This is a genomic window from Nostoc sp. LEGE 12454 (assembly GCF_056620565.1).
On record NZ_JBWQXL010000002.1, the window covers coordinates 118,567 to 141,154 of the forward strand.

Genomic DNA, 22,588 nt, shown 5'->3' on the forward strand with positions numbered 1-22,588 from the left:
ATGAACCACTAACCTAAAATTTTTTCAACGCAGCTGAAAACTTATGGATGCACAATTCGCCCAACTAATCGTGAATGGGATTGCGGTGGGGAGCATTATTGCTCTAGCCGCAGTCGGACTGACTCTTACTTATGGAATTTTACGGCTATCGAACTTTGCTCATGGTGACTTTCTCACTTTAGGAGCCTATTTAACTTGGCTGATAAACACCATTGGAGTCAATATTTGGCTGTCGATGATTTTGGCGGCGGCGGGAACGGTAGCAGCAATGCTGTTATCGGAAAAGTTACTGTGGTCAAAGATGCGCTCTATCCGTGCTACTTCGACTACGCTAATTATTATTTCTATTGGACTTGCCTTATTTCTTCGCAATGGGATTATTTTTATCTGGGGTGGTAGGAACCAAAATTATAATTTACCTGTTACTCCGGCTTTAGATATTTTGGGTTTAAAGATACCGCAAAATCAATTATTGGTATTGGGATTGGCGGTGCTAGCAATTTTGGCACTGCATTACCTGCTGCAAAATACCAAAATTGGTAAGGCGATGCGAGCAGTTGCGGACGATCTGGACTTAGCCAGGGTTTCAGGTATTAATGTCGATCGAGTAATTTTCTGGACTTGGGTAATTGCTGGCACTCTTACGTCACTGGGTGGCAGTATGTATGGGTTGATTACAGCCGTGCGCCCGAATATGGGTTGGTTTTTAATCTTACCATTGTTTGCCTCAGTAATACTTGGGGGGATTGGCAACCCCTACGGCGCGATCGCAGCAGCTTTTATCATTGGCATCGTCCAGGAAGTCAGTACTCCTTGGCTGGGGTCACAGTATAAACAAGGTGTCGCACTGTTAATCATGATTTTGGTGCTGCTCATTCGTCCCAAAGGTTTATTCAAAGGAACGATTTGAGCAGCACCTATCCACTTCTAACTACTCAATAATGTGGAAATAGTAGGCTGCTACCAAAAAATTGATAGCTAACAAGAACAGTGCCCAGCCTGTGCGAAAGGCATAGGGAGGTTTAGCTCCACTGTCGGCAACTGGTAAATCTTTGCTTTTAGCAGTCATAATGCGATTCTCCTAATGTCAGGACTTTTTAAGAAATACCAAACTGGTGTACCAAATACTCAAATTCTTCAAGAATATTTGTGTGAAGTTAAGAATTGGGCATTGGGCACAAGAGGCGGAGGGGCACAAGAGGCAGAGGGACAGAGGGGAAAAACTTACTGCAACTTCTCCCCTGCCTCCTCTGCCTCCCCTGCTCCCCTGCTCCCCTGCTCCCCTGCCTGCCCTGCTCCCTCCTCTCCAGCATGATAGGAACTGCGAACCAGAGGCCCAGAACGAACATGGTTGAATCCCATTTCCCATGCTAATCTGCCAAGCCGATCGAATTCCTCTGGAGTCCAATATTTTTGGACTGGCAAATGTTCTAGAGAAGGACGCATATACTGCCCGATAGTCAAGCGATCGCATTCCACAGCCCTTAAATCAGCCATTGCTTCAACGACTTCATCAAGTGTTTCTCCGTGTCCCAGCATCAAACCTGATTTGGTGGGAATTGTCGAATCGATTTCTTTGACCATAGCTAGTACCGAGAGCGAGCGATCGTACTTGGCTCCCCGGCGCACTGGCCCAGTTAAGCGTTGCACTGTCTCAATATTGTGATTGAAACAAGCTGGTTGGGCTTTGACAATCATCGCTATCCGCTGGCGTTGACCTGACTCTCCAACACCAGCACCACCCCAAAAATCTGGGGTCAGCACTTCTATTTGAACCTCTGGATTCAATTGGCGGATAGTTGCCATCGTCTTTACAAAATGGCCTGCACCTCGATCGGGCAAGTCATCACGGGCTACAGAAGTCAGCACCACATAACGCAACCCCAAAAGCTGCACCGCTTGGGCAACCTTTTCAGGTTCCTCTAAATCAAGAGGCATTGGTGCATGACCTTTATCTACTTGACAGAAAGCACAAGAGCGCGTGCATGTAGGCCCCATTAGCAAAAAAGTTGCAGTTTTTTGGGCATAGCACTCTCCGCGGTTAGGGCAGCGCCCTTCTTCACAAATCGTGTGAATTTGGCGCTGCTTAATAATGCGTTGTACGGTAGAGATTTCACTGGCTTTACCAATCGGGCGACGTAACCAGCTAGGCATTGCCTTAATTTCAGACTTTAGTTCGGCTTGTTGTGACGAAATCATAAACATCCAAGCAAGATGCGGATATAGATGTAGTGGTCTGTTGATTAAATATCACAATGACACAAATTTAAAAGAGCGCAAGCAAAAGTTTTGCAAAACACCTCTAACAATGTCATTTATACCGAAATATACTATCCCCCAATTGCTAGAAATTATGTATATAGTGGGAGGATTCTCAAGGACAATCGGCAAAGCCGCTATTTACACTTATAGTTTCTGTTAGAGCAAACAGTCGTGGCAAGCAACAAGATTTTAGTTATCGATGACACTACAGTTGTCAGGGTAAAAGTACGAGAAATGTTGCCTCCGGGCAATTTTGAGGTACTGGAAGCAAAAGACGGTGTGGAAGGACTAAATTTCATCCTTCAGGAAAAACTCAGCCTGATTATGCTGGATTTCCTGTTGCCTAAAATGAGTGGCTGGGAGGTTTTCCAGAAAGTTCAAGCCGATCCAGAGTTAAGGAAAATTCCTTTAGTGATCATGTCTGGTCGCAAGGAAGAGGTGACTGAGAAAATCACAGAACCATTTGAATATTTTGAATTTCTGGGCAAACCTTTCGATCAGAAACAACTAATTGGTGCGATTAAGCTAGCTATGGCCAAGGCAAAACAGCCACGCCCAGAACTAGTTACAGTAGGAGCAGCGGTTGCTGTAAAAAATGGCACAGTAGCAACCTCTGGTGTCGCCAATGGTACGGTAGTAGCTCCTAGCGTTGCAAACTCTAGCGTCACAGCCCCCAGCATCACAACCCCCAGTACTGGAGGAGTCTCCGAGGCAGAAATTAATGCATTGAATGAGAAAATTGTCAAAATGCAAGCAGAAATTGATGGTTTGAAGAAACAGCTTACTCAGGTTGTGACCTTTATTAAACAAAAAATCAAGTAGTATTTGTGCTCGTTATTATTATCGCAGCCAAAAATACACCATCTATACTGGTGTCCGATTAAAAGCGGATAAAAATAGTTAGTTCAAAAACACTTATGTTGATAAATCATCATTATTTAGTGAGGTACAGCTTGACCTAAGCCCGGTAAAGCTGTACTTTATCTTCCCTCTTAGTAAGTTCAAAGAAGGGTTGTGTTGAGATTTTGATATGTACTTCACTTGATGATAAAACACTACAGTTTAAGATTCAGATATTTATTAAAAAAATATATTAACAGTCATATTTTATAATACAAATTAATCAAAAAAATCCTATTTCATGATGAGGATAGTCTTTGCGCAGGAATAATAAGCCATAGAAACAATAATTATGAGCATAGTCCAATACGATTCAGCTAAGGCTGAAAGTCATGTAAATTAAGCATTGGCTCAAGAATGAAAATGAGCGTGTGGTGCATCTCAAAGATTTCTCATTGGTGTCTCCAGATATATAAAGTAGTGACGTACTGAAAGCAATCGAGATAGCGATTCCAGCTTTTGCCATTGAACAGGTGATGCCTTCGGCAAGCCGCGTCTACGTTAATACCAAAACCGAAGAGGAACGCAGGCGATAAGCCTGCGGCATGGCTTTGCTTACCGCTACCAGCACAAACTGAACTGTATTGAACTTAAGGTATCAAGAATATTGTTGTTAGTTAGCGCTAATTTTCTCATAAAACAAGAGTGAAAATAACTAATTTCAAAGCGATCGCTTTATAAAAAAGGATTTTCAACTTTGGTGATTGATGTCCATTAGCGATCGCCCCAACGCAATGCTATAGGCAATTTAGTATGAAAATGTTGCTGTTATCAGAGTTTTTGGGAACTATAGGGTTGTCAGAAGATAAATTTGCAGCCTGTCTACCAAGAAAATAGAGGGGAATTAGCTGCGATCGCAGGGCAAATAGGGAATAACTAACAATGAATAAAATTAATTTAAATATATGAATGAAATACCAGATATGAAAATGCTTTATGCCCCAGAAGATAGTTTAATCTTAGTGGTAGATGATACTACTACTAATTTAGAAATTGTCTTTGATACATTAACTAATGTCGGTTTTAAAGTTATCACAGAAAATGATGGAGAAAAAGCACTGAAGCAGGTTGAGTCTCAACTTCCTGACTTAATTTTATTAGATGTGATGATGCCAGGAATAGATGGATTTGAAACTTGTAAAAGACTGAAAGCAAATTCAGCTACTTGTGATATCCCTGTAATTTTTATGACAGCAAATTCTGATAGTCATAGTAAGGTAAAGGGTCTAAACATAGGAGCAGTTGATTACATCACAAAACCCTTTAATCAAGAAGAGTTATTAGCTAGAATTAAAACCCATCTTCAATTACGAAATCTCACAAAAACTTTAGAAAAACGAGTTTTAGAAAGGACATCAGCATTATCTAGGGCATTAAAAGACTTACAAGAGTCTCAACTTCAGCTTGTACAGACAGAAAAAATGTCTGCTCTTGGTCAATTAGTAGCAGGAGTTGCTCATGAAATTAATAATCCAGTTGGTTTCATTCATGGCAATCTTGGACACGCTTCAGTATATTTCCAAGACATGATTAACATTATTGACCTCTATCAGCAGCACTATCCTAATCCAGTTCCAGAAATTCAAGAGGAAATTGCAGCCATAGATTTGAAGTATATACTTACCGATCTACCTAATTTAATTACCTCAATGAAAGAGGGAGTTCAGCGCATTCGCAACATTAGTACTAGCTTGAGAACCTTTTCTCGAGCAGATAGCGATCGCAAAGTGTCTTGCAACATTCATGATGGCATAGACAGTACAATTATGATTCTCAAACACCGTTTAAAAGCATCCGAAGCTCGACCCGATATTCAAGTAATTAGAGATTACGATATATTGCCAGAATTAGAATGTTTTATCGGACAACTCAATCAAGTATTTATGAATTTATTAGCTAATGCTATTGATGCTTTAGAGGAGTCTAATGTAGGACTTACCTATATGGAAATTGAAGCAAATCCTAATCAAATTTTGATTCAAACTACTCTCGCTGAAGATAAAAATTATATTTTGATTAGGATTAAAGATAATGGTGTGGGAATGCCGGTTGATGTCCAAAAAAAAATCTTTGACTATTTATTCACCACCAAGCCTGTGGGTCAAGGTACAGGATTAGGGTTATCAATTGCTCGTCAGATTGTTGTCGAAAAACATGGAGGAACTCTAGAGGTAAATTCATCCATAGGGCAAGGTTCAGAATTTATCATTAAACTTCCCATTTAATAATTATAGTAAGTTACATTTATCAACATAACAAATAAATTTATGTTCAAGGCAGTAGTAGGTCACAGTAACGATCCAGATTCTCTTGCAGCAGTCGAAGAAGTTCTTCAGCAATGTGCCAGTTCTCTTGCAGGAGATATACCAAAAGCTGGGATTATATTTGCTGCAATTGACTTCGATCATGTTCTTATTTTGCAACAAATCGATCGGTTTTTTCCGGGAATTGAGTTGATTGGGGGAACAACAGATGGAGAAATTTCTTCAGTCTTAGAGTTTCAGCAAGATTCAATCACTTTGATGTTGTTTTGCTCAGACGAAGTTGAAATTCATGCAGGAGTTGGACGTAAAGTTTCAGACGATCCAATTACTGCAACTAAACAAGCTGTAGAGCAAGCCAAAGCAAAAAGTACCGCAGCTCCAAAGCTATGCTTAACTCATCCAGAGAGCCTCACAACTAGTGGTGTCTCTATATTAAATGGCTTAAAGCTAGCTCTTGGTCAATATGTGCCAATATTCGGTGGTTTGGCAGGCGATCAATCAAGATATCAAAGTACATATCAATTTTTTCAAACAGAAGTATTAAGTGATTCTGTACCAATTCTACTTTTTTCCGGCACAATATTGTTTTCTCACGCTGTTGCAAGTGGTTGGCATCCCATTGGTCAAACAAGCAAAGTGACTAAGGTAGATAAAAATATAGTCTATGAAATAGATGGTAAACCAGCTTTAGATTTTTATCATCATTATTTAGGTTTGCTTCCACCTTCAATGGAATATCCACTAGCAGTATTTGATGATAATGAAAACAGTTTTTATATAAGAGCACCTATTGCTTACAATCAAGAATCTAGTAGTATAACCTTTTTTGGAGATATTCCCAATCGAGCAATTATTCAAATTTCCGAAGCAGGTTATGAAGATATTTTGGCAGCTTCCAAGGCATCATTTATGAATGCCTTAGATAATTATCCTGGTACAGAACCAAGTGCTGTTTTATTTTTTTCATGTGTAGCTCGTCGACAAATACTTGGTACTAGGGCACAAGAAGAGTATCAAAATACAAAACTTTGTCTGACTGACTATTTACCTGCCTGTGGATTTTATTCTTATGGAGAAATCGCTCCTATAGATGGAATTAGCCAGACGCAATTCCACAATGAAACTTTTGTAACTTTAATTTTGGGAAATCAGTAAAGATTAATGGAAATATTAGATTATCAACAAGAAATTAAAGAATTAAAAAAAGCCAATCGAATTATCCAAAAGAAATTAGAGCGTTCTGAATCAGATCGGAGAAAACTTGAAGAAACAAATCGAAAAAAAGAATCTTTGCTCAGGAGAGTAATTGATGAATTAAAGGAATATCAAAATAAATTAGAAGAAAGAAGCTATGAGCTAGAAATGATGCTTTTTAATCTTCAAATAATGGAGAATAAGATGTCTACTTTGGGAAGTATGGTAGCAGATGTAGCTCATGAGATTAATAACCCAGTTGGATTTATTGTAGGTAATCTGGCTCCAGCGAAAGAGTATATTGAAAATTTATTACATCTAATTGACCTCTATCAACAGACCTATCCCAAAGCATCTCAGCAAATTCAAGAAACAATCAAAATGATTGACCTAGAATATGTACGCGAGGATCTACCTAAACTCATTTCCTCAATGAGAGAAGGTACAGATCGTATTTCCAATATTAGTGACAGCCTGCGAACTTTCTCTAGAGCAGACACAGAAAAAAAAACTCTGTTTAATATTCATGAAGGTATTAACAGTACTCTCCTCATTCTCAAGCATCGGTTACAAGCTAATAAGATTCGTCCTGCTATTCAAGTAGTTCAATATTACGAAGAATTCCCCTTAGTAGAATGCTTTCCAGGACAATTGAATCAGGTATTTATGAATCTTTTGGCAAATGCCATTGATGCTTTAGATGAGTCTAATGCTGGACTGAGTTTTAATGATATTAAGCTAAATCCCAATCAAATTACAATTCATACTGCCCTCACTGAAGATAAGAATCATGTCTCAATTCGGATTCAAGATAATGGGGTGGGGATATCGGCTGATGTTCAGCAAAAAATATTCGATCATTTATTCACAACCAAACCTGTAGGAAAAGGAACAGGATTAGGATTATCAATTGCTTATCAAATAATTGTCCAAAAACATAAAGGAACTCTAGAAGTAAATTCTGTTTTAGAAAAAGGATCTGAGTTTATCATCACTATACCTATTTGTTAAAATAGTAAAAGCAGAGATTACTTTAACTATTAAAAACAACTTTTCAATATGTTATTAAATTACATTAATGTAATTTTTTACTTTCTAGTTTGTAATTAATTACGTTTTTAAAAGACAAAGTTTAGTTATAGAAAATAGAAAACTTGTATACTGATTCCGAATAAGTATATTCCTATGTGGATTGATAACAAAATATATTTAGTGTTAAAAAAATTTTGCCCCAAAAGATTTTCTCAGCCCAAGTTTACTTCTCATGGTGAAAATACTGAATGTTTTGCTGGCTAACCTTTTTCAGACTCGATCTAATTCCCTAGTTTTTAAGGAGGGTTAGAAAGGATAATGAGGACGTAACATAGAAGAGACTATGCAAAACCATAAACTGAATAATCCGGCTCAGAATTTGTTATGGACATTTTTTTCATTAGAACCAAAAGCAAACATTAAATTCTCAGAATAAAAAACTTAAGTAGTTACTTTAGAGAAATTTTGGGGAACTCTATAACTGTACTTACAAGATTGTATTCTCAAAATTTATGATCGATGTACCCAAGCAGTCAATAACTACGCTTAATCTTTCTTTAGAACGCGACATATTTTTACGTACACTAATCAGAGAATTATCTGGTACTTTACAGGATGTAGTGGGTTTAGAAGAAGCTTCGGGATTTATTAGCGTTGTTGGTGAAAGGATGGGAAGGCAGATTAACCAAGATTATAAATCTGCCCTGGAAATCTCTAACCTTTCTCGTAGGCAGGTAGCTGATGTCTTGATTGATTTAAAAAAACGAATCCAGGGCGATTTTTATGTCATTGAGCAGAATGATGAAAAAATTGTTTTTGGCAACCGTGTTTGCCCATTTGGCGACAAAGTACTTAATCGCCCTGCCATGTGCATGATGACTTCAAACGTTTTTGGAACGATCGCAGCTAATAATCTAGGATATGCAAAAGTAGAATTGCAAGAGACGATAGCACAAGGTTATTCTGGATGTAAAGTTATTGTTTACTTAAAAGTTACAGAAGAGGCAGAAGATGCAGAAGGTCGAGAATACTTTAGGGGACTAGAATCTGTGTAAATCCTTCACCATCAAACAAAATAACTCCAGGATTAAGCTGAGTGCAGATATGTAAAGTAGAGTCAAACCGTGAAAGTTGAAGCCCCATGACTCCTGAACAATTTCTTGAATTTGCCAGAGTTTTACCAGAACCTTTACTTTTGGTGAATGGAGAGGGTCAGCTGTTAGCTACCAATCAACCATTAGCAGATATGTTGGGGTTACGCCGTCAAGAATTGCGGGGAAAAATGCTTTATGAAATTGTAACTGAGCCAGCCAACGATATTGTAAAGTATCTGCAAGCTTGTTCAAGTAGCAGGGCAATGGTAATTGGCTCTTTGACTTTACGAAAGAATGATGGACAAACGTTAATATGTCGTAGCCAAGGAGCCGTTATTCAACCTTGGTCTCCTGAATCTTCAGCTTTAATTCTCTTACGCTTGGAAAATAGAACTTTGACTAGCAGTAATTTCGTTCTCTTGAACGAAAAAATCGATGAGTTAGGCAAAGAAGTTCAGAGACGAAAACAAGCAGAGGAAGCGCTCAAGAAAGCGAATCAAGAGCTAGAAATTCGGGTCGAGGAACGTACAACTGCTTTACAAAACACACTAAATGAACTACAACTTACCCAAACTCAGCTTATCCAAGCTGAGAAAATGTCTAGTTTAGGCCAGATGGTCGCTGGTATTGCTCATGAAATTAATAACCCCGTGAGTTTTATTTATGGGAACCTTCACCACGCTCATAAATACACTCAAGATTTACTGAAATTAGTCGAAGTTTACCAACAAGCTTTTCCAAATACTCCTCCAGAAATCCAACAGCAAGTAGAAGAAATAGACTTAGATTTTTTGATTCAAGATATAACCAAACTCTTCCAGTCAATGCAAGTGGGAGCAGAACGAATTCAGGAAATTGTTAAATCACTACGTAATTTTTCCAGGCTGGATGAAGCAGAACTTAAGCAAGTCAATATCCATGAAGGAATTGATAGCACTTTGATGATTTTGGAGCATCGCCTGCAAGCTAGGCATGAGTACCCAGAAATCAAAGTCATCAAAAAATATAGTCAGCTACCGAATGTAACTTGCTATCCTGGTCAACTCAATCAAGTGTTTATGAATATTCTTGCTAATGCAATCGATGCACTTGAAGCATCAGCGCTCAACAGTCAGGATTCAGAAGTAAATACACAAAAAACTGAAAGTCAAAAACTAATAAATAATAATCCCCAAATTCAAATTAAAACTGAGCTAATCGATGAAAAATGGATAGAGGTTAGTATTGCTGATAATGGTTTGGGGATAAATGAACAAGTTCGCTCAAAGCTATTCGATCCATTTTTTACCACTAAAACTGTGGGTAAAGGTACTGGACTAGGGCTATATATAAGCTATCAAATTATAGTTGAAAAACATAACGGGCAACTTAACTGTTTTTCTGTTCCAGGAAAAGGTGCAGAATTTCTAATTAAAATACCTATTCAATCAGCCTCATAAAATTTCAGTTAAAAGATATAACAACGCCTGTCTGCTCATTAGCAAACAGGCGTGTTTTTGAGTATAAAATCTGGTTAAGACTCAGTTATATCTTGGCAGTAGAATCAACAGAGGATTCAGACTGACTAACCGAATCTAACTTTGGTAAAAGCAGTGGATTTTCTGCTTTTACATTAGTGTTGATTGTTGCTTGCAAAAATGGGGTATGGGAAATGGAATTGTTAGCCAATGTAAACAGTGGATTTGACAAAATCCCTGCTATAGAAGTGGCAATAAATGTTACCACCAACCCAACCTGCAAAGGTCTTAACCCAGGTAAATCCCAACGCACTTGTGGATAATTCTTCACCGCGTCGGACATTTCATGGGGTTCTTTGACTACCATCATCTTAACTACGCGAATGTAATAGTAGATGGAGACGACGGTGGTAACTAAACCCAACAAAACTAACCAATAAAGTCCTGCTTGCCAACCAGCCCAGAATAAGTAAATCTTGCCGAAAAACCCAGCTAATGGTGGAATACCACCCAAGGAAAGCAGCGAGATACTCAACGCTAGTGTCAAGAGTGGGTCTTTCTGATATAAGCCAGAGTATTCGGCAATCTGGTCGGTTCCTGTCCGCAGTGAGAATAGGATGATGCAGGTAAAGCCGCACAGGTTCATGAACAGGTAAACCAGTAAGTAGAATATCATACTGGCATAGCCTGCCTGAGTACCAGCAATCAAGCCAATCATCACAAACCCAGCTTGGGCAATGGATGAATAAGCTAGCATCCGTTTCATGCTGGTTTGGGCTAGGGCGACTACGTTACCCAAGATCATGCTGAGAACGGCCAGAGCTGTGAAGACAAACCTCCACTCGTCAGCAACAAGGGGGAAGGCTGTTGTCAGCAAGCGGATAGCTAAGGCAAACCCAGCTGCTTTGGAACCGACAGATAAAAAGGCGATGACTGGGGTGGGAGCGCCTTCATAAACGTCTGGTGTCCACTGGTGGAAGGGTGCAGCGGAGATTTTGAAGCCAATACCCGCGATCGCAAAAACCAGGGCAATCACTAAACCTAAAGATTGTCCCACTTTTGCTGTGGCAATGCCATTTGCGATCGCACTGAGTTCGGTTTGTCCTCCAGATAGTCCATACAGCAGGGATACACCGTACAAAAATATTGCTGTACTGGAAGCTCCAATTAACAAGTATTTCAGCGCCGCTTCGTTGGAGCGGGGGTCACGCTTGGTATAACCTGTCAACAGGTAAGAGGAAATACTCAGGGTTTCTAGGGAGATGAAAATCATCACCAACTCACTAGCCCCGGATAAAAACATCCCTCCTAAAGTAGCACTCAGCAAAATAGCGAGAAATTCTGCTAAAGCGGTGCCGCTCTGCTCAACGTAGCGAATTGACATTAGTATAGTCACAATCGCAGACAAGGCAATAATACCGCGAAAGACGATACTCAGGTCATCACTGTTAAAGCTACCGGTAAAACCGATGGGATTAGGAGAGTCCCATTGAAAATATAGGGCGATAATCGAAGCAAATAAACCTGCGATCGCTAGATATCCAATCCAGCGCGCGGATGTACGCCCCAAAATCAAATCAACAATCAAAACCCCCAAGAGGGTGAGAATAACAATCCCCTCTGGTAAAATCGTTCCAGCATTTAGCTGGGATGCAATATTAGCAAAATCCATGAGATGTATAGGTTTTGGCGATTAGACATTAAGGCTAACTCTGTTCACTCTAGCAAGTTTTCTAATCCCCGGACTAGCTCTTTTAACAAGAGCTTAACAGCTTGGATGCAGATGGCGATTGCACCAACCTTACTACTTTACCAGCAGCTTTCTCAGTATCCAGGGATTCACTTAACAACTTTCCTACTTCGTTTTTCAGGCGTGACTTTTAGCGAATATCATCAATAATTATGCTGCAACCAGCGCAATATTTACGTACAAAAAGCTGATAAAATTAATAAGGGCACAGCAATGCTGTGCCCCAACAATATTCATAACTCCTAACTTTATTAAAAACCGACTGATGGCAGCTTGCCTTGTAACGACTGAAATTTAGACTGAACACAGTTGGCACAATTGCAACCAACTCGATCGATTATCGGGTTAGATGTTTGAATCAAGTTTGGTGTTGCCAGATCGGAAATTTGTTGTGTAGATACTACCATCATAATTTGGGTAGCGTATGTAGATTTTAGGCTAGATGCGTTTGCTGGATTGATTACCAGCAGCATGGATACCAGAAATGCGGGACAGGCAAGTAAAATCAGTTTGACAATTTTCATAATTCACACAAAGATAGCTTTGCTGATACAGCATAGCTAATAAATTGCCGAGCTTCAATTTTAATTACCAAGTATTGCTTAACTGCGCCCAAATCCTTGACCCCGCAAAACCTTTGACCATACAAGTAATTCGCCCTGCTCACCACCTGCGGCCAGTAACTTACCTTGGGGATGCCAAGCTAGAGTGGAAAATCCTGCTGAGACACCTGTGATAATTTGGGATACTTCCTTGGCTTGGTTCCACAAACATAACCAGCCATCAGCAGCAGCAGAAGCGAGAAGGAAGCTTTTGGGTGCAAAGGCGATCGCATTGATCGTACCCACATGATTAGTTAATACTCGTGCTTCCCAACCTAATGAATCATCCTCTAGCTTTTCCCAAACCACAATACCTTCAACGCTAGAAGATGCCAGTATTGGCGCACCTACTTTAGTCATAGCTTCTGACCATGCCAATTGGCGAATTTTACCGGGGAAGCCGCGCATCACCCAAGGATCGGGGTTGTTCCATTCTAAAACGGTGACACTACGATCCATGTTGCCAGAAGCCAGGAATTTGCCATCGGGCGACCAAGCCATAGCTAAACTGACAGTAGTCATATCTAAGCTGTACGGTTCTTCATCCCAGTTTTGACTATGCCAAATCTTCATTCCCTTGTAACCACCGATAGCCAAATACTGCCCATCAATGCGCCAATCTATACCCAATACTGAAGAGTTGTCGAAATTCAGTGTCACGACAATTTCACGAGTATCTGCATCCCAGACTTGGACATAACGCCCCAAACTAAAAGCCAGTTGGTTACTGGTGTAATTCCAAGCTAGCTTGTCAACCCATGCGGGAGCATTTTCTAATGTGGCGATTAATTCAGTGTTGCGCCAAATTTTTACCTGTCCATCTTGTCCACCAACAGCTAAAAATTTCCCATCTGGTGAAAAAGCTAGACAGTCTACTGATTTACCGTTACCAGTTTGTAAGGTTGTGAGTTCGCCATCATTCCACAAAACTACTTCCCCAGCGGCGGAAGTTGCTGCTAAACTTTGACCTTGTGGCGACCAAGCGATCGCAGTTACATAATCTGAAAGTGTCCCCGAATAGTGTTGTTCAAATTCCTTAGATTTGCTGGTTGTGGTGTTCATAGTTATGTGGAGAAGTTAGGAGTTAGAAGTTAGAAGTTAGGAATTTATAACTTATCACTCATAACTCCTAACTTTCTATTTACGCTAGACAAGCAAGAAAATCTTGCTTGAGTTGGGCTGCATCAAGGTTGCGGCCAATAAAGACTAGTTCGTTTTTGGGGGTTTCGCTTGGTTTCCAGGGGCGATCGGGTTTGCCATCAAATATCATGTGTACCCCTTGGAATACAAATCGATTATCTTCTCCAGCAATATTTAAAATGCCTTTCATCCGAAAAATATCTGGCCCTTGGGTACGCAGTAACTCCGAAAGCCAAGCGTTTAATTTTTCTCCATCGACTGCACCTGCTTCTACTAAAGCCACAGAAAAGACAGTTTCATCGTGTACGTGGGCATCTTCGCCTAAGAAATCTGGATCGATTTCTAATGCACGATCTAAATCAAAGGCTTTTACACCTAATAAAGCATCCATTCCGAGTTCAGAATTTTGGGTACGGTAGATTTTTGCGATCGCATTCATCGCCCGAATCCGTTTTTCTAATTCATTTAACTCTTCTGGGGCTACCAAATCTGTTTTATTAAGTAAAATTACATCGGCAAAGGCAATCTGTTCTTGTGCTTCGTCTGCATCCCAGTGCTGCGAGATGTGTTTGGCATCTACGACTGTCACCACCGCATCTAAAGACAGTTGACTTTGCAAATCTTCATCAACAAAAAATGTTTGAATCACTGGTGCAGGATCGGCTAATCCAGTTGTTTCAATTACTAAATGGTCAAATTTATCGCGTCGCTTCATCAAGTTGCCAATGATGCGAATTAAATCGCCGCGTACTGTACAACAGATACAGCCATTATTCATTTCAAATATTTCTTCATCTGCATCGATAATCAATTGATTATCAATACCCACTTCCCCAAATTCATTGACAATCACAGCAACTTTTTTGCCGTGTTCGTAGGTGAGGATGTGATTGAGTAGAGTCGTTTTACCTGCTCCCAAATAGCCTGTCAGAACAGTAACGGGAACTGAATTGTTAATTACGTCAGCCACCATACTCTAAATTCCCTTTATCTCACCTTATGGATAATCATTATCGCCCATGATAAATCTTTTTCTATTTTTGTGCTAAATTGCTATTTCTTTGGTTTCAGCAAAATAATCACATAATTTAATCACAGAACATTTTATTTTTATGCATCTGTAAATATAGTATGGCGATTTTCATTGGAATGAATGTAGGGGCGTACAGATGTGCGCCCCTACGTTCATTTATAGTTAATTATTATTTAGATAATAAAAAATCTTGAACTGCTTCTAAAACAACAGCTGGGTATTCTTCATGCAGTCCCAGAGAACCAGGAACAACAACGCTTTTCACTCCTGGTAAGGCTACCAAAGCGTTCATTTCTACTCGTGATTTGGGGGGGCTGGATTCCCCAATTACTACCATGAGCGGTACAGTTAAAGACTGCACAAGTCCCAGAAAATCAGATTGTTCGCGTACAGCATCGAGATTACCAGTTACAAAGGCAGCAGATGCAAATCGCGCTCCTGGTTGTTGAGTCGTGTGCCACTTCTTTTCAATGAAACTGGGTGTAATTTTAGCCGCATCAGTAAAGACATGACGGCGGTACATAAAACTTAAGAAAGATTGAGTAGTGTTGAGTTTGTAGAGAGCTTGACCAAGTATAGGCGATCGCACCAATTCTCTCACCATGCCAGCTATTTGCTGACTTGCCCCCATTGTTGGCAAAGGCCCACGCCAAGTAGGAGCTAACAATAAAATTCGTGAGAAAGTATCAGGTTTTTTGACAGCTAATTGTAAAACGTAACTAGCAGCATGACCAGCCGCTACTACAGTAACGGTAGTATTAAAAACAGCTTTGACAAAATCTTCCAGAAATTGCTGATATATTTCTGGTCGGTAATTCAAACTAGGGCGAGAAGATTCACCAAAACCTGGCCAGTCTATTGCTACAACTTGAAAATTGGGAGCTAGTAACTTAGCAAGTTCGCCCATTTCCAAACGCGTCGAAACACTGCTGAAAGATGGTAGCAGCAATAGCGGTGAACCTTTACCGAGGATTTCATAAACAACGCGCAATTGCTGATTTTCAAAATTCCAGAGATATTCTTGAACTACTCCACCAAAGCCAATAGCAGCAGAGGTAGATAATACATTGGTTGACATGAGACTAAATTTTGGTAGTTGTACCTTATTTGTCTAGTTGTCATTTGTCCTTTGTCTTTTGCTAATGACCAATGACTAATGACAAATGACCAAGTTTAGTTAGGCAAATCTAACTTACATTCCAATGCTTTTTTTTGCATGGTTTTAAAAATGTTGTAAAACCCATTAGCACGGGAAGGTGTAAGACTAACATTTAAACCTGTTTCTTGAATAAAATCTGGAGTAAGTTGGACAATCTCAGTTGGCGTTAGCCCATGCAATCCTTCAACCAGAAGCCCGACTAATCCTTTGGTTAACTGAGAATCGGAATCGCCCTGAAATACAACTTTACCGTCATCTAAGGCTGCGGTGATATAAACTTGAGACACGCAACCAGGAACTTTATTTTCAGGTAATTTATCAGCTTCTGGGAACTCATTGAGCTTCTGAGCGTACCAGATTAGCTGTTCGTAGCGTCGCTTCGGTTCGGAAGCGCGTTGAAAGCGCTGGACAATTTTAGCGAGCGCAGGTGGCAAAGAATCTAGAGTTGAGGACATAACAGAAGCTGAAAACGATCGGTATCTCCTTGAGTGTAGATTATCTTTAGAGCGATCGCGCCTCCGGTTTTCTTGCCATTACTGACTCTAATTTATCAAAGCCAGATAATTACTGCGTAGGCGCAGCCCGCCGCAGGCATCGTATCCCCATCGTCCAGGTTTTTTAATGTGTCTAATCACAAAAACTTAAACTTAATTTTATTCTAAGTAAAAAAATATTACTTTGTAGCATATTCTCTGCGTGCCTCTGCGCTTACCTTTGCGTTCCTCTGCGTTTAAATTTCAACCCTCAATTCTCCACGATTCGACAATTCGATGCCTACAGCGGACTGCGCCTACGTACTTACAAAATTAGCTGCAAGTTCATTAAACTAAGCAGCTAGATAATTATCAACAATTATAAAAATTAAAAATCAAAAAAAATTCTGATTTTTAATTTTTAATTTCTCTCCCTTGAGGATTAATTTGTAGTTTGTGCAGCTAGCATCTGCTTCAGCTTTTCTAATTCCGAAGCCCAACGAGGATCTGGACGAATAGCGTCTGAATCGGTGGTTGTAGTGCTGCTTTCGCGAGAACCTCCGCCACCGCCGCCACGACGGGGCTTTTTAGAGCTTTTCTCACGACGGCTACCTTCTCTAGTGGGGCTAGGAGTCGGGGTACTATTACTAGCAAGAGTAACTGGTTTAGGAGCTTGCTCGTCGCCCTCTTCACCCTTTGTCCGAGGTAATGCCTTCTCTAGCTTAATGGGAGTATCTTTGAACATCTGACCATTATACTTTTCAATAATTTCGTCAGCTTGTTCGTCATTGTTGACTGTAAGAAAACCGAAACCACGACATTTGCCAGTTTTACGGTCTTTAATTAATTTAGTAGTTACAGCATCACCTTCTGCTGCAAAAACGGCTTGCAGATCTTGACGATCTATTTCATCTTTAGGCAAATTACCTATATATAGGCGAACGGACATGAACTATACCTCCAGAGTTGAATGAACATGGCAAGGCAAGAAAACAATCACTTAGCTTTGGCTTTTAAATAGATGCTATTGACCAAGACTGCCATAAACCAATTTTTTTGCTCGAAACTGTCAACCTATACAACAATACAGTTTTTCGTCGGGATCAAGCTTGTTTAATCCAAAGGCCCACACTATGGTGAGCTAATAACACCTTAATTCTAAGAATTGTAAATTTAATAGCCTATTGCCTGCTAAAGTACACGCTTTCTTCTATGCCCTTTTTCGCAGAATCAAATACCATTCCTTACATTACCACGGTATTTTCTACGTAGCTAGTTTAGCGCCTACATTTTCAGCATTACTATTACTGCATCGTAACATAAAACACATTTTTTTATGCAAGTGAGCATATTTTGAAACAAAAACCAGCCACTGGCTGGTTAATTTGCTGCTGTGTTGGGAGGATAAAAAGGTATAGAGCGGGGAAAAAGCACCTAAATCCACAACTAAGCAGTGATGCTGAGTTATGTCGGTTGCTCTTGTTTGTGTAAATAAATGTAACATTTGTTAAAAAAACCTGCAACTTTTCTTTACATTCCGATTTGTCCTTTGTCCCTTGTCAATGCCCAATGATTAACCAGTGAGAAAGACGTATGCGCCCCAAGCCTGTGCTGCAACAGCTAAAAAAGTAGACCAAATGGGATGAGGACTATGAATGGTCTTACCACTTTGAGTTTCTAGGGTTTGGATATCGATCCAAGGTGTTGCCCCTCGCCGGAACCAACCTGTGACGATAATTTGCCGCCCGATTAGATCCTGGTGATTGACTGACTGTCCTAGCCAAGAAATGTGGTGTAATTTCACCAAACCTGCGCTGGATTGCAAGATTAAATCTTGCGCTAGGGTGTTACTAGTACCTTGACGACCTAATAATTTACCCACAAGACGCACGCTGACGCTATCAATAGGTAAGGCAGAAGGGTCAGCTAACAGGTTGGGTAAGCTGTCGTCAGTTTGTACGGTGGCAGGTTTAATATCGGGGAAGAAAGAATTAATCCGCATCACAGTACCGATGCTAAAGCCAATCAGAAGGCAGCCTGTAATGAAAGACCAATCTTCATATATCCACTTTAGATTTAAAAACTTGAGTGTGAATGCTAGTTGCCAGGTTAGCCAAACTAAAGCTGCAAACAGAACCCCTAGAGGAATTCCCAACCAGGGAGCGACTTGTAATAGAAAAGACTGACGCTTAACCTTTGATGGAACGCTAGCACAATGTAGTTCGGTGTCTAGATGCCAGTGACGAGCTATTTGACAGAGGCGTTCGATGCGATCGCCCATTAAAGGATGGCTATTATTAATCGTAAACCATCGGCGATAGGGATTGGCGGTATCCCACTTCAAAAAGGATTCAAAAGATAGATTACTGGCAATAGTGCCCAAAGATAAACTCTGTTGGTAGCTGACTGGTGTTAAAAGATTTAAGCTTTCTAGTTGCCAACTGGTGTGTTCTTGTTTTTGGATATCAGTGGCAATGCCAATGGCAATTTTGAGTAAAGCGCGAATCAGAGCATTGGGATTACCAGTAATTTCAGCGGCGACGCGATCGCTATAATAAAGCCGCAACCGCGACAACCACAATGCAGTTCCAGTCAGTAAACACCAAACTCCATAAATTAGACTCGCCAGAATTGTCACCGGCCAGCGCCAAATTTTCGCTGATATTTTGTCTCCCAACTCCGACATTTGCTGATATAGCTTATGAGTTGGTAGTGTCACCAGCAGCAACAAAGACATTACAGCAAAATCCCAGTGAGCAATATGCCCGAGCTGCGTAGCGTAAAGAATGGCGATTTCATCATCTGCCAACTGCTCTAATAGCCCTTGACTCACAACAATTCTGGCATTACGTGGTAAACTACCATAAGTCAGAATAATTGGTGCAGCCGTTGGTAAAATCCGCAGTTTGGGTAACGGCCAGTGCCGCTGTTGGGAACAACGTTGTAGCACTCGAACGGCTTCGCGGCTATGAGTATTCAATACATCTTTCGGAAATTCTCGCTGACCATACAAATTCGCCAGTAGCAGATCCAGCAACCAAGGTGATACCCCGATTAAAATCACCAATGCAATCAGCAACAGTTGAGTAGGATCTTGGTATAAAAGCTGTATCGGTTCCAGATAAGGTAGTTTGACTAAAGTCTGGTTGATTAATCCCAGTGATAACTTGAGGATTTCTCGTATTACCCAAAACAGGGCGATGAATGTTCCTGCCGATAGTAGCCGTAAGGGAATTAATTTTGGTTTACGTAGTGGTTGCCATGCTTTGGCTCGTTGTGCTTGTCGCCAATAAATAACACCGAATAATTTAGCTTGAGTGCGGGTAACGGAACCCATGAAGCCGCTTAGGGGTGTAGCCGGTGCTGGCGGTGGTGGCGGTGTCGCTAATGTAGCTTTGAGTCTAGCTAATGGCACCATCGGCGGGATGTCGTCACTTTTGGTTTCTATGACTCGATCGTTTGGTTTTTCCTCTGATGTAGGAGTTTCCGGGGGAGTAATGGGGGTTGAATCTGGCGTTGAATTCTCAAAGGGAACAAATCCAGTTTCGACTTTTTTTGATTCTTGCTCAGGTTTTTTACGTTTTGTCAGGTGTTCGAGAGCGCGTGTTGCCCACTCTTGAACTTGCGGATTGTTACTCTCAATGAGATTCTGGGAAATAGCGATCGCTTTGGGAACTTCGCCAGTGCGAGCATAAGCCATCACTAAACCAACCTGAGCTTGTAAGCTAGCAGTCCCATTATGGCTGCTAGCAATAGGTTCTAGTTGGGCGATCGCTGTTTGGTAATTTCCCTGCTTGAGGGCAACTAAACCAGCCTCCAAAGACGGTTTGGCATGTGAAGGCATACAAATTCTGGCACTCCAATCTCTTCTAAATGATCCACGTTTGTGCAAAAGCGCGAACCTCGGATGCCGTGGAAATCAACCGCGCTCAAGTTTTGTTTGTCAAGTGAACGATAAAGATTGAATTCAGGAGTCAGTCGTCAGAATTCAGTTGAGTCTTCATCTGAATTTTGGATTCTGAATTCTTCTTCATTCCTCCACTGGTTGTTGACTAGAAAATACTGGAGCGATCGCGCTTAATTTTAACTCTGGATGGTCGCCCAATAACTGTTGACAATTCCATTCATTACGGAATAGCAACACTGGTCGTCCCATACTGTCTTTAACTGTAGTGGTATTGAATATTCGTCCCACTTTTTCTAATGCTTCCCAACCACCCTCAACCCAACGGGCGACACTGTAGGGCAATAAATCTAATATGGTTTCTACACCATACTCATTTTGTAAGCGAAACTGTACTACCTCGAATTGCAACTGACCCACCGCCGCCAAAATTGGATCGCGCTTGGCTTCATCAATTGAATACATAATTTGCACAGCACCTTCTTCTCGCAATTCCGCAACGCCTTTTTGGAATTGTTTAGACTTCGAGGGGTTGGGATTCCTCAGAGATGCAAACAGTTCCGGCGAGAAATACGGAATCCCCTCATATTCGAGCTTTTGTCCCGTGTAAATTGTATCCCCGATCGCAAAAACACCGGGATTATTCAAACCGATCACATCGCCAGGATAAGCCACATCAATTGATTCTCGCTCTTGAGCAAAAAGTTTTTGCGGGCGAGATAGACGGATGAGTTTACCAATGCGAGCGTGATTCACCATCATATCTTTTTCAAACTTACCAGTGCAAACCCGGATAAATGCGACGCGATCGCGGTGCTTCGGGTCCATATTCGCTTGCAGTTTGAAGACAAACCCCGAAAATTCCGGGTATGTAGGGGGAACTTCGCCCACACTGCTGACATGAGAACCGGGTTTGAGGGCATAGTCGAGGAAATATTTGAGGAATAACTCGACCCCGAAGTTAGTCATGGCGCTACCAAAGAACACAGGCGTCATTTTGCCTTCGTGTATCAACTCTAAATCTAGCTCTGGCCCAACTCCATCTAACAGTTCCAGATCGTTTTTTAGTTGGTGGTACAGGCTTTGTTCTAGCTGTTCTTCTATTTTCGGATCGCCTAATTCGACTATCGTATCACGGGCTTCTCGGCTGCCGTGGGCGCTGCGTTCAAACAGGTGAATTTGTTGTTTGTGTCGGTCAAAAACACCTTTAAAGCGATCGCCCATCCCAATCGGCCAGTTTACCGCATAGGTTTGCAATCCCAATTCTTGCTCAATTTCATCCAACAGTTCCAGAGGTTCCCTTCCGGGGCGATCGAGCTTGTTGATAAATGTAAAAATTGGGATACCCCGCAACTTACACACTTCAAACAATTTGCGCGTTTGGGGTTCCAAACCTTTTGCCGCATCAATCAACATCACGGCATTATCTGCGGCGGCAAGGGTACGATAAGTATCTTCACTGAAATCTTGGTGTCCGGGAGTGTCTAATAAATTGATTTGACAATTCCGGTATTCAAATTGCAACACTGTGGAGGTAATGGAAATACCCCGTTGTTGCTCCATCGCCATCCAGTCAGAAGTGGCCTTTCGCTGTGCCCGTCGTGCCTTAACGGCACCAGCTTCGTGAATTGCACCCCCGTACAGAAGTAGCTTTTCAGTTAGTGTAGTTTTACCAGCATCGGGGTGAGATATAATCGCAAAGTTGCGGCGAAGTTCAACTGCTTGAATAAGTTCAGACTGAAGTTCAGTAGACATAAATGTATTTGTTTGTTAGCTAGCTTAATTTTTTTTGGCTCTGGTAAGTCTTTTAATCTTAAGACAACGATGCTCATGATAGGGTCGTAGTATAACCAACAATCTGACTAAATAGGAGAAAGCAATGTACGACACAGACAAGCGAAAGCTTCTATCTGCCTTGTCTCATGGAGCGATTTTTTTCAGCACAACATTGGTATCTGTAGGCATACCTATCGCCATACTGCTCATATCTAACGATCCTGTTGTTAAAGAAAACGCCAAAGAATCGATCAATTTCCACTTTAATGTCTGGTTTTATGGTGCAATTCTGGGAGCGCTGTTTTTTCTATTCGGTTGGTTGGTGCTACCACTATTATTGTTGGGGCCACTAGCCGGTCTGGGATATCTATTACACTGGGGATTAACAATTTGGGCGCTCATCGGAGTTTTCAGCAATCCTGATACACCCTTCCGTTATCCCTATATTTTCCGAGTTTTTTAACACAAATTATTATTGGGCATGGGGCATTGGGCATTGTAAATTATTTGTTATCAATTACAATATTTCTATTAATTTGTAGCGAATT

At 40.9% G+C, this 22,588-nt stretch carries 20 protein-coding genes; 9 read left to right on the top strand and 11 right to left on the bottom strand.

Annotation, left to right across the window (positions count from 1 at the left end; translation table 11 throughout):
* Positions 1 to 43: 43 nt before the first annotated feature.
* Positions 44 to 910 (top strand): branched-chain amino acid ABC transporter permease, encoded by an 867-nt coding sequence (locus AC1F2U_RS02645; protein WP_334899445.1) that lies wholly within the window; start codon positions 44 to 46, stop codon positions 908 to 910.
* Between the two features lie 21 nt (positions 911 to 931).
* Here the strand turns inward: AC1F2U_RS02645 and psaX are convergent, their stop codons facing one another.
* Positions 932 to 1,069: a photosystem I protein PsaX gene (psaX, locus tag AC1F2U_RS02650; protein ID WP_094349435.1), complete on the bottom strand. Its 138-nt coding sequence runs from the start codon at positions 1,067 to 1,069 to the stop codon at positions 932 to 934.
* A 155-nt stretch (positions 1,070 to 1,224) separates the two neighbouring features.
* Positions 1,225 to 2,199, bottom strand: coding sequence for a lipoyl synthase (lipA, locus tag AC1F2U_RS02655; protein ID WP_480259728.1), 975 nt, complete (start codon positions 2,197 to 2,199; stop codon positions 1,225 to 1,227).
* A 234-nt stretch (positions 2,200 to 2,433) separates the two neighbouring features.
* Between lipA and AC1F2U_RS02660 the strand changes: the two genes are divergently transcribed.
* The 6 genes from AC1F2U_RS02660 to AC1F2U_RS02685 all read left to right on the top strand — a co-directional run bounded on the left by AC1F2U_RS02660 (position 2,434) and on the right by AC1F2U_RS02685 (position 10,185).
* Positions 2,434 to 3,084: a response regulator gene (locus AC1F2U_RS02660; RefSeq protein WP_480259729.1), complete on the top strand. Its 651-nt coding sequence runs from the start codon at positions 2,434 to 2,436 to the stop codon at positions 3,082 to 3,084.
* Between the two features lie 983 nt (positions 3,085 to 4,067).
* Positions 4,068 to 5,387: a hybrid sensor histidine kinase/response regulator gene (locus AC1F2U_RS02665; RefSeq protein WP_480259730.1), complete on the top strand. Its 1,320-nt coding sequence runs from the start codon at positions 4,068 to 4,070 to the stop codon at positions 5,385 to 5,387.
* A gap of 42 nt (positions 5,388 to 5,429) precedes the next feature.
* Positions 5,430 to 6,581, top strand: coding sequence for an FIST signal transduction protein (locus AC1F2U_RS02670; protein ID WP_480259731.1), 1,152 nt, complete (start codon positions 5,430 to 5,432; stop codon positions 6,579 to 6,581).
* 6 nt (positions 6,582 to 6,587) lie between these two features.
* Positions 6,588 to 7,631 (top strand): sensor histidine kinase, encoded by a 1,044-nt coding sequence (locus AC1F2U_RS02675; protein ID WP_480259732.1) that lies wholly within the window; start codon positions 6,588 to 6,590, stop codon positions 7,629 to 7,631.
* Positions 7,632 to 8,164: 533 nt separating this feature from the next.
* Positions 8,165 to 8,707, top strand: a complete 543-nt coding sequence (locus AC1F2U_RS02680; RefSeq protein ID WP_480259733.1) for a methanogen output domain 1-containing protein — start codon at positions 8,165 to 8,167, stop codon at positions 8,705 to 8,707.
* A gap of 86 nt (positions 8,708 to 8,793) precedes the next feature.
* Entirely contained in the window at positions 8,794 to 10,185 is a 1,392-nt protein-coding gene (locus AC1F2U_RS02685) for an ATP-binding protein (RefSeq protein WP_480259734.1), read from the top strand.
* 85 nt (positions 10,186 to 10,270) lie between these two features.
* Here the strand turns inward: AC1F2U_RS02685 and AC1F2U_RS02690 are convergent, their stop codons facing one another.
* The gene (locus AC1F2U_RS02690) at positions 10,271 to 11,875 is read right to left on the bottom strand and encodes an NAD(P)H-quinone oxidoreductase subunit N (protein ID WP_480259735.1); all 1,605 of its coding nucleotides are present in this window, start codon (positions 11,873 to 11,875) and stop codon (positions 10,271 to 10,273) included.
* 3 nt (positions 11,876 to 11,878) lie between these two features.
* Between AC1F2U_RS02690 and AC1F2U_RS02695 the strand changes: the two genes are divergently transcribed.
* Entirely contained in the window at positions 11,879 to 12,103 is a 225-nt protein-coding gene (locus AC1F2U_RS02695) for a hypothetical protein (protein WP_094349445.1), read from the top strand.
* Between the two features lie 101 nt (positions 12,104 to 12,204).
* Here the strand turns inward: AC1F2U_RS02695 and AC1F2U_RS02700 are convergent, their stop codons facing one another.
* The 8 genes from AC1F2U_RS02700 to prfC form a co-directional block, all read right to left on the bottom strand.
* The gene (locus AC1F2U_RS02700; protein ID WP_480259736.1) at positions 12,205 to 12,477 is read right to left on the bottom strand and encodes a hypothetical protein; all 273 of its coding nucleotides are present in this window, start codon (positions 12,475 to 12,477) and stop codon (positions 12,205 to 12,207) included.
* A 78-nt stretch (positions 12,478 to 12,555) separates the two neighbouring features.
* Positions 12,556 to 13,617 (bottom strand): WD40 repeat domain-containing protein, encoded by a 1,062-nt coding sequence (locus tag AC1F2U_RS02705; RefSeq protein WP_480259737.1) that lies wholly within the window; start codon positions 13,615 to 13,617, stop codon positions 12,556 to 12,558.
* Positions 13,618 to 13,696: 79 nt separating this feature from the next.
* Positions 13,697 to 14,668, bottom strand: a complete 972-nt coding sequence (locus AC1F2U_RS02710; protein WP_322637243.1) for a CobW family GTP-binding protein — start codon at positions 14,666 to 14,668, stop codon at positions 13,697 to 13,699.
* Positions 14,669 to 14,897: 229 nt separating this feature from the next.
* Positions 14,898 to 15,806, bottom strand: coding sequence for an alpha/beta fold hydrolase (locus tag AC1F2U_RS02715; protein WP_480259738.1), 909 nt, complete (start codon positions 15,804 to 15,806; stop codon positions 14,898 to 14,900).
* 95 nt (positions 15,807 to 15,901) lie between these two features.
* Entirely contained in the window at positions 15,902 to 16,342 is a 441-nt protein-coding gene (locus AC1F2U_RS02720) for a SufE family protein (protein WP_480259739.1), read from the bottom strand.
* Between the two features lie 460 nt (positions 16,343 to 16,802).
* The gene (locus AC1F2U_RS02725; protein ID WP_292810698.1) at positions 16,803 to 17,309 is read right to left on the bottom strand and encodes an RNA recognition motif domain-containing protein; all 507 of its coding nucleotides are present in this window, start codon (positions 17,307 to 17,309) and stop codon (positions 16,803 to 16,805) included.
* Positions 17,310 to 17,933: 624 nt separating this feature from the next.
* A complete protein-coding gene (locus AC1F2U_RS02730; protein WP_480259740.1) occupies positions 17,934 to 20,204 on the bottom strand; it encodes a M48 family metalloprotease in 2,271 nt (756 codons plus the stop codon).
* A gap of 186 nt (positions 20,205 to 20,390) precedes the next feature.
* Entirely contained in the window at positions 20,391 to 22,019 is a 1,629-nt protein-coding gene (gene prfC, locus AC1F2U_RS02735; RefSeq protein ID WP_480259741.1) for a peptide chain release factor 3, read from the bottom strand.
* 124 nt (positions 22,020 to 22,143) lie between these two features.
* On the opposite strand from prfC, the gene AC1F2U_RS02740 reads away from it, so the two are divergent.
* Positions 22,144 to 22,503: a DUF4870 domain-containing protein gene (locus tag AC1F2U_RS02740; protein ID WP_480259742.1), complete on the top strand. Its 360-nt coding sequence runs from the start codon at positions 22,144 to 22,146 to the stop codon at positions 22,501 to 22,503.
* Positions 22,504 to 22,588 lie beyond the last annotated feature (85 nt).